The sequence below is a fragment of the Neobacillus sp. PS3-34 genome (assembly GCF_030915465.1).
Taxonomy (GTDB): Bacteria; Bacillota; Bacilli; order Bacillales; family Cytobacillaceae; genus Neobacillus_A.
Map to the genome: position 1 here is coordinate 903806 of NZ_CP133267.1, position 20588 is coordinate 924393.

Sequence of the window (20588 nt, forward strand, 5' to 3'; positions counted from 1 at the left end):
TACAAGTCTACATTAAGATATATGGATTAACGTCCACAAACACCTGCAGGCTCCCGGTACTATCCTGAAAACGGTCCAGCACTTCTTTCAATATTGCAGGAAGGTCGGGTTCCCGCTTGTATTTTATCAAACATTGATACCGATATCTATCATTGATCCTTGGTATTGGAGAGGCAACCGGCCGAGGACTACTGCTTCTCCCGAAACCTTGGAACGGACATAGCCAGTTATTTTTTCTGTGGCAGATACAGCTGCCATTAGCTGTTCATGGCTCACGGTGACAAGGGCTATATAATAAAATGGCGGATATTTATGGAGCTTCCTCACCATCATTTCCTGCTGATAAAATAGATCAAAATCCTGTTTCCCGGCAAGTTCAACACTATAATGCTCAGGCGTGTAAGTTTGGATGACCACTTCTCCCGGAAGATGATGCCTTCCAGCCCTTCCGCTGACCTGCGTTAAAAGCTGGAATGTTTTTTCGGAAGACCGAAAATCAGGCAAATGAAGCATCGTATCTGCTGACAGTACACCGACAAGGGTGACATTTGGAAAATCGAGCCCTTTTGCTATCATTTGTGTACCTAACAGTATATCCGCTTTTCCTTCCTGGAAATCACTCAATAAGCGTTCATGGGCGCCTTTCCGCCCGGTTGTATCCACGTCCATCCGTATTACCCTTGCTTCAGGGAGCAGTTTTCCCAGTTCCTCTTCAACCTTCTGTGTACCTGTACCAAAGAAACGAATATGGTCACTTGCACACTCAGGGCAATTATGGGGTACATGGCTTTCAAAACCACAATAATGGCATTTCATCTGCTGGCTTGCACGGTGGTAGGTCAGCGAAATATCGCAATGCGGGCAATTCATCACATACCCGCAGTCCCGGCACATGACGAATGAGGAATGTCCGCGTTTATTTAAAAAAAGTACGATCTGTTCTTTTTTTTCCAGCCGATCAGTCAATTTTTCAAATAAAAGCTTTGAAAACATCGAGCGGTTGCCTGAACGCAATTCTTCCCTCATATCGATAATCTCAACAGATGGTAGAGACTGCATATTCATGCGGTTTGGGAGCTTTAAAAGTTTATAGACACCCTTTTGCGCCCTCGCAAAGGATTCAAGTGACGGGGTTGCACTTCCCAGAACAACCGGGCAGCTATAATTTTTTGCCCTTTCGATTGCTACATCCCTTGCATGGTAACGTGGCATTTCCTCTTGCTTATAGCTTGTCTCATGTTCTTCATCAATGATGATGAGCCCCAAATTTTCAAACGGGGCAAACACCGCCGACCGCGCTCCGACAACAACCTTTACTTCCTTGCGCTGGATTTTTCGCCATTCATCGTATTTTTCACCAGCCGACAAGCCGCTGTGCAATACTGCAACCTTGTCGCCAAATCTGCCTTTGAAGCGATTGACCATAAGGGGAGTCAAAGCAATTTCCGGAACAAGCATGATCGCTTCCTTGCCTTTATTAATAACATCCTGGATCGATTGTAAATAAATTTCTGTTTTTCCGCTTCCTGTTACACCGTAAAGTAAAAACACTTCATGCTTTTCTTCCCGATTTGCTTTTAGAATTGGTTCAATTGCCGTTTGCTGGTCGCCAGTTAATGGGAAAGGATTTGTAGGGTCAAATGTGCGGTTCTCGAACGGGTCACGGTATACCTCCATTTCCTTTTCCGCAAGCACGCCCTTTTCTACCAGGGTCTTTACTGATGACGCCGAAACATTTAGCTCAGATACCAGCTTCCGCAGCTCGACTGGATTGCGGTCCTGCAAAAAGAAATTTAAAACTGCCTTTTGTTTGCCTGCCCTTGAGGATAAGGCATTTATTTCTTCTTTTACTGCATTTTCAGGTACAAGAGGGTAAACAAACAGAAGCTTCTTTTTCTTTACTCGTTCTTTCACCTGATAAACGACTTCTATCGTGCCTTTGGCTGCTTCTTTCTGCAAGGAGGAAATCAGCCCTTTTTTGACTGCATCGTCCCAATCAAGCTCCTCTTCTTTTTCGAATATAGTGAGGAGATTAGCTGGAAGTTCGCTGGCGGATTTTCCAAAGGCAAGCTTTATTTTCTTTTGATACTTCGCCTTCAGTGCGGCCGGGAGCATAGCCTGGTAAGAAGCTATTTTAAAACTCAACGTATGATTGGTTAGCCATTCTCCCAGGTTCATGAGTTCTTCATTAAGTACAGGTTCTAAATCCATCGGCTCGCTTATTGCCTTTAATTTCTCAAAATCGGAATGCGTTTTAACACCGGATACATATCCCTGAATTTTTCTTGGTCCAAATGGAACGATTACCCTTACACCGGGTTTTATGATATCCTCCCACTTTTCAGGAATCAGATAGTCAAAGGCCCTATCCGTTTGCTTGGCTGGAACATCAACAATGACACTGGCGATTTTCATTTCTTCTGTTCCTTTAAAAGAGAAGAAATTTCTTCAATAATTTTTCGGGCAACTTTTTGCTTCGTCATCAACGGGAGATTTTCAGGCGATCCATTTCTTTTAAATAACGTCACAATATTCGTTTCCGTTCCAAAGCCTGCACCTTCCTGCTGAACATTGTTTGCAACGATCATATCTGCATTTTTGGATTCCAGCTTCCTTCTGGCATATTCTTCAACATTCTCTGTCTCAGCTGCAAAGCCGACAAGTATTTGTGTGGCTTTCTTTTTTCCAAGCTCGGACAGAATATCTGTTGTTCTCTCAAGTTCAAGAACACTATCGCCCGCCTGCTTTTTGACCTTATGCTCATAAGCGGTTTTAGGGCGGTAATCAGCAACTGCTGCTGTCTTAACGACTACATCTGCCCTATCATAATAAGCCAGCACAGCCTGATGCATTTCCGCTGCACTTTCTACTTTTACCAGTTCAATGCCTGCAGGTGCATTTATCGAGACTGGCCCTGAAATGAGAACCACATTTGCACCGGCCTTTTGGCTTCCTCTGCAATTGCATAGCCCATTTTTCCGGTTGAGTGATTGGAGATAAAACGGACAGGATCAATTTTTTCACGCGTTGGACCAGCTGTGATAACAACTGTTTTTCCTTCCAGCTCCCCTGTACCTCCCTGGAAAAATCGTACCGCAAGTTCCACGATATTTTCCGGTTCCTCGAGGCGCCCCTTCCCGACATAACCACAAGCAAGATATCCTTCTCCAGGTTCAATGAATTGATAACCATATTCAAACAATGTGGCAATGTTTTTTTTCACTGCCGGATGGTCATACATATGGACATTCATAGCGGGAGCAATCCAAACTGGTGCGGTCGCGGCCAGCAAGGTAGTTGTAATCATATTATCAGCAAAGCCATTTGCAAGCTTGGCAATGGTATTCGCTGTAGCTGGTGCTACCAGGATCAAATCTGCCCAATCAGCCAAATCAATATGAGCAATCACCTCGGGATTTTTTTCTTCAAAGGTGTCTGTAAAAACCTCATTTCGTGATAGAGCCTGAAATGTCAGAGGTGTTACAAACTTTGCCGCCGACTCGCTTAAAATGACCTTGACTTGGGCCCTGTCTGGACCAGTTTACTGGTTAATGCTGCTGCTTTATATACTGCTATTCCGCCCGTGACACAAAGTAATATCCTTTTTCCATTTATCATTTACGATACACCCGACTTTCTATATCTCCAGTAACTTCTTTACTCCATTATGCTGGAACACTGTCCATTTTTCATCTTTTTTACACCTGAATCCATCAAAGAAAAAACTCACCTAAAAATAAAAAAGTCCGACTCATAAGGAAAATACCTCTGGTGTCAGACCCTGCTCAATTTTATCTTATTACAGATTGAAAAGCGTTTAGCGTATTAAAAATCGTAATTCACCTGAATGAAAAATTTAGTTTTACTCAGCTGAACCGTCTGTCTTTTTGGCGATTCTGTATGTCAGCTGGCCGCCATAGATTTCTTCAAGCGCTTTACCGACAAATTTATGAGAAACATACTTTTCCATCTGTGGGTTTGCAACTATCTGCATAGCGCGTGCCCTTTTTGCCGCAACAGATACAAGGGAATACTTGGAATCAATTTTTTCAAGAAGTGAATCAATAGAAGGATATAACATGCTTATTCAGCCTCCAATAATTTTTTGTACCGGTATTCTATGCGTTCCCTGCGGCAATGTTCGGCAGTGACAATTGCTTTAATCCGCTCGCAGGCAAGCTGTACCTGGTCATTTTCAACGACATAATCATATAAGTCCAGCATTTCGATTTCTTCGCGTGCTGAAAGCATACGGTTATTGATTAAATCCTCTGTTTCAGTGCCCCTAGTGACAATCCTGTTTTTCAGTTCTGTTAAGCTAGGAGGCATAAGGAAGATAAATAAGCCTTCCGGGAATTTTTCACGAACCTGGCGTGCTCCCTTTACTTCAATCTCAAGGAACACATCCTTGCCAGCATCTAGTGTTTCCCTGACATAATCTACAGGAGTGCCGTAATAATTACCGACAAACTCTGCGTATTCCAATAGTTTTTCCTGGCGGATTAGTTCTTCGAAATCATCCCTTGTTTTAAAGAAGTAATCGACTCCGTGAACTTCACCCTCGCGAGGCAATCTTGTTGTAGCTGAAATGGAATATTCAAACGCCGTGTCCGGCTGTGAAAAAATTTCTTTTCTGACCGTTCCTTTTCCGACTCCCGAACGCCCTGAAAGAACGATAAGCAACCCTTTTTCATTCATTTTGTTATATCCTACCCTTCATCAATAATATCAACGCGGTCAGCCAGCCTATGGGCAACCGTTTCCGGCTGTACCGCAGAAAGAATCACATGGTCACTGTCCATGACAATGACTGCCCGTGTCCGCCTGCCATAAGTAGCATCAATCAACGAACCGCGGTCACGCGCATCCTGGATGATTCTTTTTATCGGAGCTGATTCAGGGCTGACTATTGAAATAATTCGGTTTGCAGAAACAATATTCCCAAATCCGATATTGATTAGCTTTATGGACATGGTGTTCCCCCATCATCAATAATTTATTTTTGCCGTGTGTGTCTTTTTCTAAACACGTCATTCAATATTCTGAATCTGCTCTTTCATTTTTTCAAGCAAACTTTTAATTTCAACAACATCTCTTGCGATAATGGAATCGTTCGCTTTTGAGCCTATTGTATTAGCCTCCCTATTCATCTCCTGAACAAGAAAATCCAATTTACGCCCTATCGGATTATTTTCGATTAAGATATTAAAAAATTGCTGGATATGGCTGTTCAGCCTGATCAATTCCTCGTTGATATCCGCTTTTTCCGAAAAGACCGCCACTTCTGTCAGGATTCTTGCTTCATCAGCCTGGCCATTAAGAAATTCCTGCATTCTTCTCGTCAATCTCTCTTTATATTGTTGAACAACAGAAGGTGCGTGCTTTCGCAAACTATTTACAAATGCTTCGAGCTGATGCAAATGTGAGGTAATGTCTTTTACAAGCTCAATCCCTTCATCCTGCCTCATTTTCGTTAGGTGGCAAGCCGCATCTTCAGCAGCTGCCAGAACTGCATTTTCAAGCTCATCATCAGAGCCTTCTGTCTCTTCAATATGTATTAAATCTTCACGGTTTATCAATTCTTGTAAGGTAATGGTTCCTTCAATTCCGTATTTTAACTGAGCTTTTTTAATAAATTGGTAATATTCCTCTATTAAGTCCCATTCCACACGAAGCTGGCGGCTGACAGCACCTTCACCCTCTACAGTGATGAAAACCTCCACTCTCCCACGCCGGATATAGGCACCAAGTATCTTTTTTATTTTCTCTTCCACTTTAAGGAGCTGCCGCGGCATTCGAATATGATATTCGCAAAATCGGTGATTAACCGTTTTAATTTCAACATGGACAGTAAAAGAACCACTTTCTGTTTTACTTCTTCCAAAACCCGTCATGCTAACTGCCATCAAACACACATCCTTCAATAAAAAAGAAATCAGTTTTTTCCTGATAACAACAAAAGGTAATAGAGTCTTCTCTACTACCTTTTGGATTATAACATACTTTATTTTGTTTTTCTTGCCAAAAATGATCCTGCCAATAAAAAAGTTGGTATTGATGATAAGCCAAGGATCAGCAGCCAGTCTCTTCCTGCGATAGGCAGGGTATGGAATATAGGCTGCAATGGCGGATAATAGATAACAACAAGCAGCAATGCCAAGGATGAAATAACGGACCAGACAAGGTATGGATTGCCAAAAGGATTCCTTGAAAGCACAGATTTTTCACTGCGGCAGTCAAAAACATGGATCAGCTGGGCCATTACCAATGCAGCAAAAGCCACAGTCTGTGCGTATTGAAGCCGTTCTGGCTGATTATTATACACAATGATAAACGCCAATAGTGTCACTATCCCTATCAAAAAGCCCCTAGAAACAACTTTCCAGCCTAATCCCCTGGCGAAAACTCCTTCCTTGGAGCTTCGCGGTTTTCGTTTCATTACATTTTCCTCAGGGCGGTCAAGCCCCAATGCCATGGCAGGCAGTCCATCAGTCACCAGGTTTACCCACAGGATCTGTATCGGTAAGAGCGGTAACGGCAATGCAAGAATCATTGCAAATAACATAACCAGAATCTCACCAACATTGGAGGCAAGCAAGTAACGGATAAATTTACGGATATTTTCGTAAATATTCCGCCCCTCGGTTATTGCTGATTTGATCGTCGCAAAATTGTCATCGAGCAGCACGAGAGCAGAGGCTTCCTTGGCAACATCCGTTCCCGTAATTCCCATCGCTACACCAATATCAGCAGCTTTTATTGCCGGAGCATCATTGACACCGTCTCCGGTCATTGCTACAACGTGACCTCTATTTTGGAGCGCCTTTACAATTTTAAGCTTGTGTTCAGGAGAAACCCTCGCGAACACGGATACATCATCTACAATATTTTCGAGTTCTTCGACCGACATTTCTGAGAGTGCTTTTCCATCAACAACCTTGCTTTTATTAGTCAGAATACCCAGCTGTCTGGCAATCGCCTTGGCAGTAATAACATGGTCACCGGTAATCATAACTGTCTTGATGCCTGCTTCTCGGCATTCTTTTACCGCATTTCTCACTTCAGGGCGAGGAGGGTCAATCATTCCCTGGACACCAATGAATGTCAAATCCATTTCCGCTTCCTGCTCGCTTAATATTAACGTATTGGAAGGTACCTGCTTAAAAGCGATTGCAATCGTTCTTAAAGCATTTGATGCCAGCCCGTCAATGGCTTCCTGCACCCTTGTTTTTACCTCGCCGACTAAAAATTGATTTTTCCCATCCCAGAGAATCGACTTACTTATTCCGATTAAGACATCCGGCGCCCCTTTTGTAACGATAAAATGGCGCCCCTCTCGATCTTTAACCAGAACACTCATCATTTTTCGGGTGGAATCAAACGGGAACTCATTTACAATCTCGAACTCTGTTAAAAGCCTGTTACGGTCATACCCTGCCTTCATAGCACTGACAAGGAGCGCACCTTCGGTTGGATCTCCGTCAAGAATGACTTCTTCATTTCTATAAGACAATTCGGAATGATTGCAAAGCATGCCAAACATCAGCATTTGCTGTAATGCTTTTTCTTCCCTTGGCATAACCGTTTTTCCTTCTTTGTAAAAAACGCCCTTAGGCTCATAGCCTACGCCGTCAACTGTCCATAAGTTGCCGCCGCTCCACAAATGGGTAACCGTCATCTTATTCTGAGTCATCGTTCCTGTTTTATCAGAGCAGATGACCGATGCACATCCAAGTGTTTCAACTGCAGGAAGTTTTCTAACAATAGCATTTTTCTTAATCATCTTTTGAACACCCAGTGACAGTGCTACGGTCACAATCTGCCGGAAGCCCCTCAGGAATAGCTGCTACCGCAAGCGAAACCCCAGCTAAAAACATTGTATAGATATCATTACCCTGCATAACTCCAATCCCAACTACCAGGAATGTTAACAACAGGGCAGCTGTAATTAATATTTTGCCAAGCTGCTCCAGCCGATGCTGCAAAGGAGTAGTGGCTGTTTCCGCATTTTGGAGCAAATCAGCAATTTGTCCCATTGCCGTTTTCATTCCCGTTCCTACTGCCACACCCACTCCGCTGCCACGTGTAACCATTGTGCCCATAAAGGCGATGTTTTCCATATCGCCTATACCTGGATTTTCAGTTTTTAATGGATCTGTATGCTTGGAAACGGGCAAGGATTCTCCCGTGAGTGCTGATTCTTCAATTTCAAGGCTTCTGGCTTCTATAAGGCGGACATCCGCACCAATCCGGTCCCCGCTTGCAAACTTTAGGATATCCCCAAGGGCAATCTCCTTTGAAGGAATTTTAAGCCATTTTCCTTCCCTTAGAACATGTACCTGCGGTGCTGACAATTCCTTTAAAGCCTGAAGTGATTTCTCCGCTTTTCTCTCCTGAAAAAAACCGAGAAATCCATTGATCAGGACAATCGCTATTATCGCTATAGCATCAATGTACTCCCCTAATAGTCCTGAAATTAATGTTGCAGCAAGAAGGACAAGAACCATGAAGTCCTTAAACTGGCTAAAAAATAAGAGCAAAGCCGATTGCTTTTCTCCTTCAGCCAATTCATTATATCCATGCTGCTGAATTCGTTTCTGCGCCTCTTCCAGCGTCAATCCAGACGAAAAGTCCGTATTCAAAGATTTTTCTGCCTCGTTTACATCCATTTCATGGAACTTCATCCGGCCATCTCACTTCCCCCTTAATCACACAAAAAGTGCATATCTTCTAAGTAAGCTTATTCAGCCTCGTCCCAAAAAATGCTATGATATAGTATCGTTCTTCGAAAAGATAAGAAAGAATATGAGACAGTCCGCATTTTAAAAGGATATACTAATAATAGATATTAATGATTGATAGAAAAGGATGTTTGCCATGTCATTTGATGGTCTTTTTACAAAAGCAATGGCCGATGAGCTGTCACATTCGTTAAAAGGCGGCCGTATTAATAAAATTTATCAGCCATATAAAAATGAAATCATACTAACAATCCGGGCTAATGGAGTTAACCATAAACTGTTGCTGTCTGCCCATCCGAGCTATGCTCGGGCACAGCTAACGAAAGAATCGCATGATAATCCGAGCGAGCCGCCAATGTTCTGTATGCTTCTCAGAAAGCACCTTGAAGGCTATATCGTCGAAGATTTACACCAGGTAGAAGTTGACAGGATTTTGATTATTGAGGTCAAAGGACGGAATGAATTAGGCGATATCAGCTATAAACAGCTAATTGTAGAAATTATGGGGCGCCACAGCAATATCATTCTTGTTGATAAAAACCGGAATATTATCTTGGACAGCATCAAGCATGTATCGTATGCACTAAATACACACCGCGCCATCCTGCCTGGCCAGGCCTATATTTCTCCGCCTGAACAAAATAAACTCAATCCATTTAAAGCCGATGAGCAGGATGTGTTAAGGCTGCTGGATTTTAACAGTGGTAAGGTTGATAAACAGCTTGTAGAGCATTTTGCAGGTGTGTCCCCACTGTTCGCTAAAGAAGTTCTTTTTAAAAGCGGGCTTGCGAATAGGACAACCGTTCCTGCAACTTTTATTGAGATGATCCAAAGCATTGGAAAAGGTGAAATTCAGCCGGCAATAACGTCTGCAAATAATAAGGAGAATTTCTACCTCCTGCCACTTCAGCATTTAAAAGGCGAAAGTAAAAGCTTTCCGTCGTTAAGCGAGATGCTCGACCGCTTTTACTTTGGTAAAGCTGAACGGGACCGGGTTAAACAACAATCGTCTGACCTTGAGCGCTTCATCGTGAACGAAAAGGAAAAGAATGAGAAAAAAATCGAAAAACTACAAAAAACCTTATTGGAGGCCGAAAAGGCTGATGAGTTCCAACGGTACGGAGAGCTGCTGACAGCCAATCTGTATGCTGCAAAAAAAGGGATGAAGGAAATTGAGGTTATCAATTACTATGATGAAGAGGGACAGACGATTAGCATTCCTCTTGATCCGCTAAAGTCACCGTCTGATAATGCTCAGAAATATTTCTCAAGATACCAAAAGGCGAAAAATTCTGTGGCAATTGTGGTCGAGCAGATTGAGAAGGCACGGGATGAAGCTGCTTACTTTGATAGCTTATATCAACAGGTTCATGCTGCTTCTCCAAAGGATATCGAAGAAATCCGCGAAGAATTGGTTGAAGGCGGATATATCCGTTTAAGGCAAAAAAAGAACGCAAAAAAAGCTTCCAATGCGAAGCCTGTTCTCGATCATTATATGTCCACTGATGGAACTGAAATTATTGTCGGTAAAAATAACAAGCAAAATGATTATTTAACGAACAAGCTCGCAGCAAGGGATGAGATTTGGCTTCATACAAAGGATATTCCTGGTTCCCATGTTGTTATCCGCAGCAAGGAGCCTACTGAGGACACAATTAAGGAAGCAGCAATGCTCGCCGCGTATTTCAGCAAGGCCGAGAGTCCAGCTCCGTCCCTGTCGATTTTACAAAGGTTCGCTTCGTGAAAAAACCAAACGGCGCAAAACCAGGATTTGTGATTTACGATAACCAGCAGACCGTGTATGTTACACCTGATGAAGAAATGGTCCTTGCGTTGAAGAAATAACAGTGGATATGGCCTTCATGACACCGCTGAAGACCAAAACCACCCTTTTGAACAGTGGAATCGGTCTTCATGTCACCGATGAAAACCAAAACCACCCTTTTAAACAGTGGAAATGGTCTTCATGAGACAGATGAAGACCAAAACCACCCTTTTGAACAGCGGAAACGGTCTTCATGTAACCGATGAAGACCAAAGCCTCTCTTTTGAACAGTGGAAATGGGCTTCATGAGACAGATGAAGACTAAAACCACCCTTATGAACAGTGGAAATGGGCTTCATGGCACCGATGAAGACCAAAGCCTCTCTTTTGAACAGTTGAAATGGTCTTCATAAGACAAAAACAACGAATGGTCCAGGTTATCCGCATTTCCAGCGGCATCCCGGACCATTCTATTATTCAAACCTATTTCCCCAATTCGCAGGATCCTTGCTCCAAGCCAGCAAACTTTCCTGGTCACTTACGCTAATATATCCTTTTTGAATAGCCTCAGTAACTAATGTCGGAAAATCGGTCAACGAACGATTTTCAATTTTTGCCTCCGCTAAAAGTGTTTTACCTTTTTCCAGCCCGTACGTAAAAATCGATACTGCGCCAAGCACATCACAGCCCGCAGCTCTTAACGCCTCAACCGCAGTAATCACACTTCCACCGGTTGAAATTAAATCCTCTATTACAACCACTTTTTGCCCTGCTTCCGCTTTGCCTTCAATCTGATTTCCCTTGCCATGTCCCTTTGCCGAAGAGCGTACATAGCACATCGGCAGATCCATAAGCTCACTCACCCAGGCAGCATGAGGAATTCCTGCTGTTGCTGTTCCGGCTACAAGCTCTGCTTCAGGAAAGTGTTCGAGAATAAGCTTTTTTAACCCTCCTGCTATTTGCCGGCGAACCACCGGATAAGAAAGAGTCAGCCGGTTGTCGCAATAAATTGGGGATCGTAGTCCCGATGTCCAAGTAAATGGTTCATTCGGCCTTAAAGCCACAGCATTTATTTCTAATAAGCTTGCCGCAATTTCCCTCTTCATCTTAAAACTCCTCTCCATTCTTCAAACCAGTTCTGATAGCTTTTAACCGGATCCTCTGCCCTTGTAATCGAACGTCCGACAACGATTGCCGTCACACCTGCCTTCCTTGCAAATTCAGGTGTCGCTATTCTTTTTTGATCCTGGGTAAAATCAGAATCCATTCGTATCCCCGGAGTAACAGTGTAAAAAGCATCCCCCAGCTTTTTATGAATAGAAGCGGCTTCCCACGCTGAACAGACCACACCATCCAGGCCTGCCTTACTAGCAAGTGAGGCATATTGCAGCACGGATTCAGACAATGAAACAGGAATCAGCTGCTCCCCCTGCATTTGTTTTTCCGATGTGCTTGTAAGCTGGGTAACAGCAATACATTTCGGTCGGGATTTTCCTGCAGCAGTCCCTGACTCCAAACCTTCTATTGCCGACTCCATCATTTCCTGGCCACCGGCAGCATGCACATTTACGAGATCACATTCAAGCCTGGCCAATCCCTTCATTGCACTTTTTACCGTATTGGGAATATCGTGAAGCTTTAAATCCAGGAAAATCTGATGGCCGAATCTTTTAGTTTATGAATAATGGAGTGGCCTTTCCTGATAAAAAAGCTCCATGCCTACTTTTAAAAATAACTCCTGTTTCCCAAAGGGTCGGAGAAATTCCTCCACCTCTCCGCCATTAGCAAAATCAAGTGCGATGATAAGCGGGTTGTTCATTTTTCCTCCAGCTCCTTCCCGTACATTCAGAAATATGTTCAAAGCCCAGTTTTACGAGCAGCTCTGGAAGCTCCTCTATTATAGTTGGGCAAGCTAACGGGTCGATAAAATTAGCGGTACCGACTGCAACTGCACTTGCTCCAGCATAAAAGAACTCAATCACATCTTCCGCTGATTGAACGCCGCCCATTCCGATAATCGGCAAATTAGTGCGCTGGCTTACCTCGTAAATCATCCTGAGTGCGACAGGCTTAATTGCAGGCCCTGAAAGCCCGCCAGTGTTGTTAGCCAATATTGGCCTTCCCGTTTTCAAATCGAGTCTCATACCGATGAGAGTATTGATCATGGTCAGCCCATCTGCACCGCCTTCTTCAACTGCCTTCGCCATCTCTACGATGTTCGTTACATTCGGCGATAGTTTAACATAAACCGGCACCTCGGAGACTTCCTTGACTTTATGTGTTAATTTCTTAGCAACTTCAGGAATCGTTCCAAAAGCAATCCCCCCCGTTTTTACGTTCGGGCACGAAATGTTTAATTCAAGTGCATGAACATTGCCTGCCCTTGAAATTTGCTTCGCTACTTCGATATAATCCTCTTCCTGTGAGCCGGCTACATTTGCAATGATTGGCACATCAAACTGCCCAAGCCATGGCAATTCGTCAGATATGATCTTTTTAACACCAGGATTCTGTAACCCTATCGCATTTAGCATGCCAGCAGATGTTTCAGCAACACGCGGCGTAGGATTACCGAAGCGTGGTTCAAGAGTTGCTGCTTTTATCATGATTGCGCCCAGTAAATCGAGATTATAGAACTCGCTGAATTCTCTGCCGAAACCAAAGCAGCCGGAGGCAGGCATGATGGGATTTTTTAGCTTCAATCCAGGCAAATTTATTTCAAGCTGTTTCATAGTACTACCTCCCCCGCCCGAAATACGGGTCCGTCGCTGCACACTTTTTTATATGAATGGCCGTTGGGATCATCGTGAAGCCTGCAGACACAAGCGAAGCAGGCGCCAATTCCGCAGCCCATCCGCTCTTCTAGTGACAAGAAAACCTTCCTGTCCTGATGCCCCTGTTCCAGGTGCAAGCATCGCCACCGGCCCGCAAGCATACATCACATCAAAACGAATATTTTTTTGTTTGATAATATCCGTTACAAAACCGCTTGTTCCATAAGAGCCATCCACAGTCGCAATATAGGTTTCTCCTAAATTGGCAAACTCGTTTTCATAAAAAACGGCTGATTTACTCTGGAAACCGAGCACATGAACCACTTTGACACCCTTTTCCTTCAGCTGACGGGAAAGTTCATAAAGCGGCGGCACACCGATTCCGCCACCTACAAGCAGGGCTGTATCTCCGTGATCTGCTTCATCAACCGGAAAGCCATTTCCAAGCGGGCCCAGAATATCTACCTGCAGTCCTTCATTCTTTTTTGAAAGCAGGGATGTTCCCCTGCCTTCTTTCCGATAAATCATCTTAAATTGGCGTTTTTCACGATTGAAGGAAGAAATGCTAATCGGCCTGCGCAGGAGCGGATCTATTCCGTCTGCCGTTTTCACATGGACGAACTGGCCGGGGAACTGATATCCTTTGCCAGTTCTCCCTCCACCGTCAGTTCATAGATCGATTCGGCAATTTCAACTTGACGAATTACCGTACATAATTCCTTTCGCTTCACGCCAACACCGCCTTCTCTTCTTCCGTATCCATTGGTTCAGCTGAAAAATTCATAGATTCAATTACTTTTAAAATTGCATCTGCTGTATCAAGGGATGTTAAGCACGGAATGCCGTTTTCAACCGCTTCGCGGCGAATCCTGAATCCATCGCGTTCAGGCTGTTTTCCTTTTGTGAGGGTATTAATGATAAACTGAGCTTCCCCTTTATGAATGACATCAAGCAGGGTTTTTCCCTCAGAACCAATTTTCTCTACAACATTGACTGGCAGCCCGGCTTCGCTAATAATGCTTGCTGTTCCGCTTGTCGCCATTAGGCGGTATCCGTTTGCGGCAAATCTCCTGGCAAGCTTGAGCGCTTCCGCTTTGTCTTTATCAGCAACTGTCAGCAGAACCGTCCCGAATTTTTGAATCTTCATCCCTGAAGCAACCAAGCCTTTATAAAGCGCTTTTTCAAGGGTATGATCCTTGCCCATTACTTCACCAGTTGATTTCATTTCCGGTCCTAGTGTAATATCGACATTTCTCAATTTTGCGAAGGAGAAGACCGGTACTTTGACAAATACGCCATCCTTTTCAGGAACGAGTCCTGATGAGTAGCCCTGAGCAGCCAGCGATTCACCAAGTATCACTTTAGTAGCAATTTTCGCCATCGGTATTTTGGTAATCTTGCTCAAAAATGGCACTGTTCTGCTTGATCGAGGATTGACCTCCAATACGTACACTTCATTGCCAGACAAGACATACTGGATGTTGAGCAGGCCGATAATATTCAGCCCTTTTGCCAGCTTTTCCGTATAATCAACGAGCTTTTGCTGGACCTCAGCTGAAAGAGTCTGTGGCGGATAAACCGCGATTGAATCACCCGAGTGAACACCGGCTCGTTCAATATGTTCCATAATTCCTGGGATAAGAACGTCTCTGCCATCGCATATTGCATCTACTTCGATTTCTTTACCTGTTAAATAGCGGTCAATTAAGACCGGATGCTCTGGATTTACCTTTACCGCGTTTTTCATATAGTGAAGGAGTTCTTCGTACCTGTAGACGATTTCCATTGCACGCCCTCCAAGTACATACGATGGCCGGACAAGGACTGGATAGCCAATTTCCTCCGCGACCATAACTGCTTCCTCAACCGACATCGCTGTTTTCCCTGGAGGCTGAGGGATGTTCAATCCTTCAAGTGCTTGCTCGAATTTATCCCTGTTTTCTGCCCGGTCAAGATCCTCAAGGCTTGTTCCAAGGATTTTCACTCCATTTTCCGCCAGTTTTCCAGCAAGATTAATTGCTGTTTGGCCGCCGAATTGGACCACAACGCCTTCAGGTTTTTCAAGCTCAATGATATGCATGACATCTTCTACTGTAAGCGGCTCGAAGTAAAGCTTATCCGATATACTGAAATCGGTAGAAACTGTTTCAGGGTTGTTATTGATGATAATCGCTTCAAAGCCTGCTTCCTTGATTGCTCTGACTGAATGGACAGTCGCATAATCGAACTCGATCCCCTGGCCAATCCGAATCGGCCTGATCCTAACACGATAACACTTTTTCTTCCGGATACTTCTGATTCGTTCTCATCCTCATAAGTACCGTAAAAATAAGGCGTTTCTGATTCAAACTCCGCTGCGCATGTATCCACCATCTTGTAAACTGGCATGATCCCAGATTCCCGGCGAAGGCTGAGAATTTCTTCTTCTGTGATATTCCATAGCTCAGCAAGCTTTTTATCGGTAAATCCCTTTTGCTTTGCAGTTTTCAATAGCTCAAGTTCATTGATATTTTCTTTAAGCTTTTCTTCCAGTTTTATGATTCCTTCCATCTTTTTCAGGAAGAAAAGATCGATTTTACTCCATTGGTGAATGGTTTCGATGCTGATTTTCCGTTTAAGGGCTTCAGCTATATAAAATAATCGTTCGTCCCCCGCTTTACGAATGCGTTTTTCCAATAATTCCGCATCTATCTCGGCTCCGTCGTTAAGCTCGAAATGGGTAACATTTGCCTCCAGCGAACGGATTGCCTTTAATAAGGATTCCTCGAAGGTACGGCGAATTGCCATTATTTCACCCGTTGCTTTCATCTGTGTTCCAAGCGAGCGGTTTCCGGATTCAAACTTGTCAAACGGCCATCTAGGAATTTTTGTCACGATATAATCAAGTGCCGGCTCAAAACTTGCATACGTTTTTCCCGTGACCGGATTTAGCATTTCATCAAGTGTCAGCCCTACAGCGATTTTTGCAGCCAGCTTTGCAATCGGGTAACCTGTAGCCTTTGATGCAAGTGCTGATGAACGGCTGACCCTTGGGTTTACTTCAATAATGAAATATTCAAAGCTGTATGGATCAAGCGCCAGCTGAACATTACAGCCTCCTTCTATTCCAAGTGACCGAATAATTTTAAGCGAGACATTTCTTAGCAGCTGGTATTCTCGGTCGCTTAATGTTTGGCTTGGAGCGACAACGATTGAATCCCCGGTATGTACACCGACCGGATCGATATTTTCCATATTGCAGACAACGATAGCATTATCATTGCTATCACGCATAACCTCATATTCGATTTCCTTGAAGCCGGCAATGCTTTTCTCAAGCAGGCACTGCTTTACTGGACTATTCTTCAATCCGCTCGTCACGATTTCAGCCAGTTCTTCCTGGTTTCGGCAGATTCCGCCGCCAGTTCCGCCCAATGTATAGGCAGGACGGACGATGACCGGAAAACCAGCCCGTTCAACGAAACTCTCTGCCTCATCAAGATTGTGGATTATTTCACTGTCAGGCACCGGTTCATTCAGCTCATTCATTAATGTACGAAACAATTCGCGGTCTTCTGCTTTTTTAATTGCAGAAAGCTTTGTGCCCAGTATTTCCACACCACATTCATCAAGAACTCCAGATTCATAGAGTTCCACAGCAAGATTGAGTCCAGTCTGCCCTCCAAGCGTCGCAAGAAGTGCATCAGGTCGCTCTTTGCGGATAATCCTGCTGACAAATTCAAGCGTAAGCGGTTCAATATAAACCTTTTCGGCAATTTCTGTATCCGTCATAATCGTAGCAGGATTGGAGTTTACGAGAATGACACGGTAGCCCTCTTCTTTAAGGGCAAGGCATGCCTGAGTTCCGGCATAATCAAACTCTGCTGCCTGCCCGATCACAATGGGACCTGACCCGATTACAAGAATGGTGTTTATATCAGTACGTTTTGGCATTTTTCAGCAGCCCCCTGTTTCTCAGAATCTATCATTTCCATAAACTGATTGAATAACCCGTTTGCATCCTCCGGTCCCGGTGAAGCTTCAGGATGGTATTGGACTGTAAACGCCGCAAACTTCTTATGCTTAAGACCTTCAACTGTTTCGTCATTTAAAGCGATATGTGTCACTTCAAGTTCTGTATTAACGACTGAATCCATTTCTACAGCATATCCGTGGTTTTGAGAGGTAATAGCAATCTTTCCTGTGCGTAAATCCTTGACTGGATGATTTGAACCGCGGTGCCCAAATTTCATTTTGCTCGTATCGGCCCCGCATGCGAGAGCAAACAATTGGTGACCAAGGCAAATACCAAAGAGGGGAATCTTACCCAGAATTCCATTTATCATCTCAATTGCCTCAGGAACATCCTTTGGATCTCCACGCCGTTCGACAACATGACTCCATCCGGCCTTAGGTGCAGGATTTCTTCTGCAGTAGCGTTATAAGGAACTACGATCACATCGCAATCACGCTGATTCAATTCTCGAAGAATTCCGTGCTTCATTCCAAAATCAACTAGAACTACTCTTTTTCCCCTTCCAGGACTTGGATAAGGATTCTTGGTTGATACCTGGCTTACCTGGTCAATCGGAAGCGTGGAAGACCGAAGCTGTTCCAGAACAAGGTCCGTATCCTCACTGATATCACAAATGGCACCTTTTAATGTTCCATGCTGGCGGATAATTCTTGTGAGTTTTCTAGTGTCTATTCCGCTAATGCCAGGAATCTTTTTGATGCGGAAATACTCATCAAGCGTAAATTCACTTCGCCAATTGGATGGCAGCTCTGCAGCTTCCTTCACGATAAAGCCTTTAACTGCAGGGTTGATTGATTCAAAGTCATCACGATTAATTCCGTAATTCCCAATCAAAGGATAAGTAAGGGTAACAATTTGGCCACAATAGGACGGGTCAGAAAGAATTTCCTGATATCCGGTCATTCCCGTATTAAAAACAACCTCACCGATTGTTCTCTCTTCGCTTCCAAACCCTTCGCCGATAAAAATGGTTCCATCCTCTAAAATAAGCTGCTTTTTCATCCCATTACACGTCCTTTCTCCCAGGCTATTTCCCCTTGTGCGATCGTTACTACTGGCCAGCCCTTGCACTTCCAGCCGGCAAACGGAGTATTTTTTCCTTTTGATAAAAATTCCTTCGGGTCAATTTCCCGTTCTTCCTGAAGATCCAAAAGGACGATGTCCGCTGAAGTTCCTTTTTCTATTCGTCCATACGGAAGACCAAAGGCTTCCGAAGGTTTTATTGTCAGGAATGAAATTAATTGTTCAAGAGTAAGTCTATTTTTCTCTACCAAGTGCGTATAAAGGAGAGGAAATGCAGTTTCGAGCCCGACTATTCCGAATGGTGCCAGAGACATTCCTTCAGCTTTTTCCTCTTCTGTATGCGGGGCATGGTCGGTTGCAATAAAATCTATCGTGCCGTCCAGGAGCCCTTCAATCAAGGCTTCCCTATCCGATTCTGCTCTTAAAGGAGGATTCATCTTAAAGTTGGCTTCAAGGCCAGGGATATCGTCCTCGCATAATAATAGGTGATGGGGGGTAACTTCAGCTGTGACGTTAATTCCTGCCCGCTTGGCATCCCTTACCACCCTGACTGATTCCTTCGTGCTGATATGGCATACATGGTAATGGCAGCCGGCAGCTTCAGCCAGCAAAACATCGCGGGAAATATGAACTGATTCACAAACAGAAGGAATTCCATTTAACCCGTGTTTTTCTGAAAATAATCCTTCATGGACAGACCCTTTGTTAATTAATGTATTTTCTTCACAGTGTGCGACAATTGGCATCCCGGTTGCTGCAGCCTTCTTCATTGCAGCCAGCATCATAGCTGCTGATTGCACGCCGACACCATCATCTGTAAATGCAAACGCCCCTGCTTCCTTTAGCGCAGTGAAATCCGTTAATTCTAAGCCCAGCTCGCGGACGGTTATCGATGCATATGGAAGGACTCTTACATGTGCTGTTTCTTTTATTTTTTCCTGCAGCCACTCAAGCTGTTCCTTTGAATCGGGAACTGGCCTTGTATTTGGCATCGCAGCGAGAGTTGTAAAACCTCCTCTTGCGCCAGCAAGTGTTCCGGTCTCGATTGTTTCCTTTTTTTCACCGCCTGGCTCACGGAGATGGACATGCAGATCAACAAATCCCGGTGCTGCCAGAAGACCGGACGCATCAATTACCTTATCAGCACTTTGGGAAATCCCTTCTCCGATGGCTAAAATAATTCCATCCTCAATTAAGATATCTCCTGTTTGAACCTGGTTTTCGTTATTGATAAATTTCGAATTTTTTATTAGTAGTTTCAATGTTTTTTCCTCCTCTCAAATCCTCAAGCGATCTTTTTAACGCCGCCATTCTTACATAAACGCCATTTTGCATTTGTTTAAAGATCCTGGACCGTTCACATTCCACAAGGCTTCCGGCAATTTCAACATCACGGTTGAATGGTGCAGGGTGCATGATGATGCTGCCAGGTTTCATCCTCTTTTCACGCTCGACGGTCAGGCCATATCGCTGATGATATTCCTCAACAGTTAACCCGCCCTTTTTTTCATGGCGCTCATGCTGTATGCGGAGGAGCATTACTACATCTGAATTAGCTACTGCATCGTCTATTTGCAAATAATTGCCCTTGTTCCCTTGATCAAACCATTCCATCGGTCCTGAAAAGACTACTTCAGCACCCAGCTTCGAGAGTGCTTCAGCATTAGAGCGAGCCACCCTGCTATGAGAAACATCTCCAATGATGGCAACCCTTAATCCTTTAAAACAGCCGTACTCCTGCTGTATGGTCAATAAATCGAGGAGAGACTGTGTTGGGTGATGTCCGCATCCATCACCTGCATTAATGATTGGAACACCGATTCCATGAACCAATTCTTCGAAATAGCGATCCTTCTCGTGCCTGATTACAACGGCATTTATTCCGATGCTTTCCATTGTCCTGACCGTATCATAGAGGGTTTCTCCTTTTTGGATACTTGAGGTTTCAGCTTCAAACGGTATGATGTTTAAGCCCAGTCTTCTTTCAGCTACCTCAAAGCTGGTCTTCGTTCGGGTACTCGGTTCAAAAAAGAGATTAGCAGCAAACATTTGCCTGCCAGGATTCCAAACCATTCCTTCTGAAAATCGATGCGCATCCTCCAGAATCTCGAGAATTTCTTCCCTGTTTAGTTCAGATGTGGTCAATAAATGCTTCATCCTCAACACCGCCTTTTTTTTACATGAAAACACCCTGGCCAAAGGGCTCAGGGTGTGGATAAGCGAATTGCAGAACAGTTCATAAGGATTCCCCTTATTTTTCCTGCTGCAGC

General features: G+C 44.0%; 8 protein-coding genes and 8 pseudogenes. 1 reads left to right on the forward strand and 15 read right to left on the reverse strand.

Features of this window, described 5'->3' with window-relative positions; genetic code table 11:
• Positions 1 to 7: 7 nt before the first annotated feature.
• From priA to RCG23_RS04530, 7 genes and pseudogenes are all read right to left on the reverse strand, one after another.
• A pseudogene (priA, locus tag RCG23_RS04500) lies at positions 8 to 2415 on the reverse strand (primosomal protein N').
• A pseudogene (gene coaBC, locus RCG23_RS04505) lies at positions 2412 to 3618 on the reverse strand (bifunctional phosphopantothenoylcysteine decarboxylase/phosphopantothenate--cysteine ligase CoaBC). The pseudogenes priA and coaBC overlap by 4 nt, the downstream one beginning before the upstream one ends.
• Positions 3619 to 3862: 244 nt before the next feature.
• On the reverse strand, positions 3863 to 4081 hold the full coding sequence (rpoZ, locus tag RCG23_RS04510; RefSeq protein ID WP_308178761.1) for a DNA-directed RNA polymerase subunit omega: 219 nt from the start codon (positions 4079 to 4081) through the stop codon (positions 3863 to 3865).
• Between the two features lie 2 nt (positions 4082 to 4083).
• Positions 4084 to 4698 (reverse strand): guanylate kinase, encoded by a 615-nt coding sequence (gene gmk, locus RCG23_RS04515; RefSeq protein ID WP_308178762.1) that lies wholly within the window; start codon positions 4696 to 4698, stop codon positions 4084 to 4086.
• Between the two features lie 11 nt (positions 4699 to 4709).
• Positions 4710 to 4973: an extracellular matrix/biofilm regulator RemA gene (gene remA, locus RCG23_RS04520; protein WP_308178763.1), complete on the reverse strand. Its 264-nt coding sequence runs from the start codon at positions 4971 to 4973 to the stop codon at positions 4710 to 4712.
• A 57-nt stretch (positions 4974 to 5030) separates the two neighbouring features.
• The gene (locus tag RCG23_RS04525) at positions 5031 to 5906 is read right to left on the reverse strand and encodes a YicC/YloC family endoribonuclease (protein WP_308178764.1); all 876 of its coding nucleotides are present in this window, start codon (positions 5904 to 5906) and stop codon (positions 5031 to 5033) included.
• Positions 5907 to 6004: 98 nt separating this feature from the next.
• Positions 6005 to 8684, reverse strand: a pseudogene (locus RCG23_RS04530) (calcium-translocating P-type ATPase, SERCA-type).
• Between the two features lie 193 nt (positions 8685 to 8877).
• On the opposite strand from RCG23_RS04530, the pseudogene RCG23_RS04535 reads away from it, so the two are divergent.
• Positions 8878 to 10586, forward strand: a pseudogene (locus RCG23_RS04535) (NFACT family protein).
• Positions 10587 to 10979: 393 nt separating this feature from the next.
• Here the strand turns inward: RCG23_RS04535 and pyrE are convergent.
• From pyrE to RCG23_RS04575, 8 genes and pseudogenes are all read right to left on the reverse strand, one after another.
• The gene (gene pyrE, locus RCG23_RS04540; RefSeq protein ID WP_308178765.1) at positions 10980 to 11612 is read right to left on the reverse strand and encodes an orotate phosphoribosyltransferase; all 633 of its coding nucleotides are present in this window, start codon (positions 11610 to 11612) and stop codon (positions 10980 to 10982) included.
• A pseudogene (gene pyrF, locus RCG23_RS04545) lies at positions 11609 to 12325 on the reverse strand (orotidine-5'-phosphate decarboxylase). Before pyrF ends, pyrE begins: the two are co-directional and overlap by 4 nt.
• Positions 12297 to 13238, reverse strand: coding sequence for a dihydroorotate dehydrogenase (locus RCG23_RS04550; RefSeq protein WP_308178766.1), 942 nt, complete (start codon positions 13236 to 13238; stop codon positions 12297 to 12299). The pseudogene pyrF and the gene RCG23_RS04550 overlap by 29 nt, the downstream one beginning before the upstream one ends.
• Positions 13235 to 14011, reverse strand: a pseudogene (locus tag RCG23_RS04555) (dihydroorotate dehydrogenase electron transfer subunit). The gene RCG23_RS04550 and the pseudogene RCG23_RS04555 overlap by 4 nt, the downstream one beginning before the upstream one ends.
• A pseudogene (carB, locus tag RCG23_RS04560) lies at positions 14008 to 17213 on the reverse strand (carbamoyl-phosphate synthase large subunit). The pseudogenes RCG23_RS04555 and carB overlap by 4 nt, the downstream one beginning before the upstream one ends.
• A pseudogene (locus tag RCG23_RS04565) lies at positions 17192 to 18297 on the reverse strand (carbamoyl phosphate synthase small subunit). The pseudogenes carB and RCG23_RS04565 overlap by 22 nt, the downstream one beginning before the upstream one ends.
• Entirely contained in the window at positions 18294 to 19580 is a 1287-nt protein-coding gene (locus tag RCG23_RS04570) for a dihydroorotase (RefSeq protein WP_308178767.1), read from the reverse strand. The pseudogene RCG23_RS04565 and the gene RCG23_RS04570 overlap by 4 nt, the downstream one beginning before the upstream one ends.
• Positions 19543 to 20475 carry an aspartate carbamoyltransferase catalytic subunit gene (locus tag RCG23_RS04575; RefSeq protein WP_308178768.1) on the reverse strand — a complete coding sequence of 311 codons (933 nt, stop codon included), beginning with the start codon at positions 20473 to 20475 and terminating at the stop codon, positions 19543 to 19545. Before RCG23_RS04575 ends, RCG23_RS04570 begins: the two co-directional genes overlap by 38 nt.
• Positions 20476 to 20588: the final 113 nt, after the last annotated feature.

Bases quoted from the DNA above. Each gene is read 5' to 3' on its own strand.
- remA (WP_308178763.1), bottom strand. From the start codon at position 4,973: ATGTCCATAAAGCTAATCAATATCGGATTTGGGAATATTGTTTCTGCA.
- rpoZ (WP_308178761.1), bottom strand. From the start codon at position 4,081: ATGTTATATCCTTCTATTGATTCACTTCTTGAAAAAATTGATTCCAAG.
- pyrE (WP_308178765.1), bottom strand. From the start codon at position 11,612: ATGAAGAGGGAAATTGCGGCAAGCTTATTAGAAATAAATGCTGTGGCT.
- gmk (WP_308178762.1), bottom strand. From the start codon at position 4,698: ATGAATGAAAAAGGGTTGCTTATCGTTCTTTCAGGGCGTTCGGGAGTC.
- RCG23_RS04550 (WP_308178766.1), bottom strand. From the start codon at position 13,238: ATGAAACAGCTTGAAATAAATTTGCCTGGATTGAAGCTAAAAAATCCC.
- RCG23_RS04525 (WP_308178764.1), bottom strand. From the start codon at position 5,906: ATGGCAGTTAGCATGACGGGTTTTGGAAGAAGTAAAACAGAAAGTGGT.
- RCG23_RS04575 (WP_308178768.1), bottom strand. From the start codon at position 20,475: ATGAAGCATTTATTGACCACATCTGAACTAAACAGGGAAGAAATTCTC.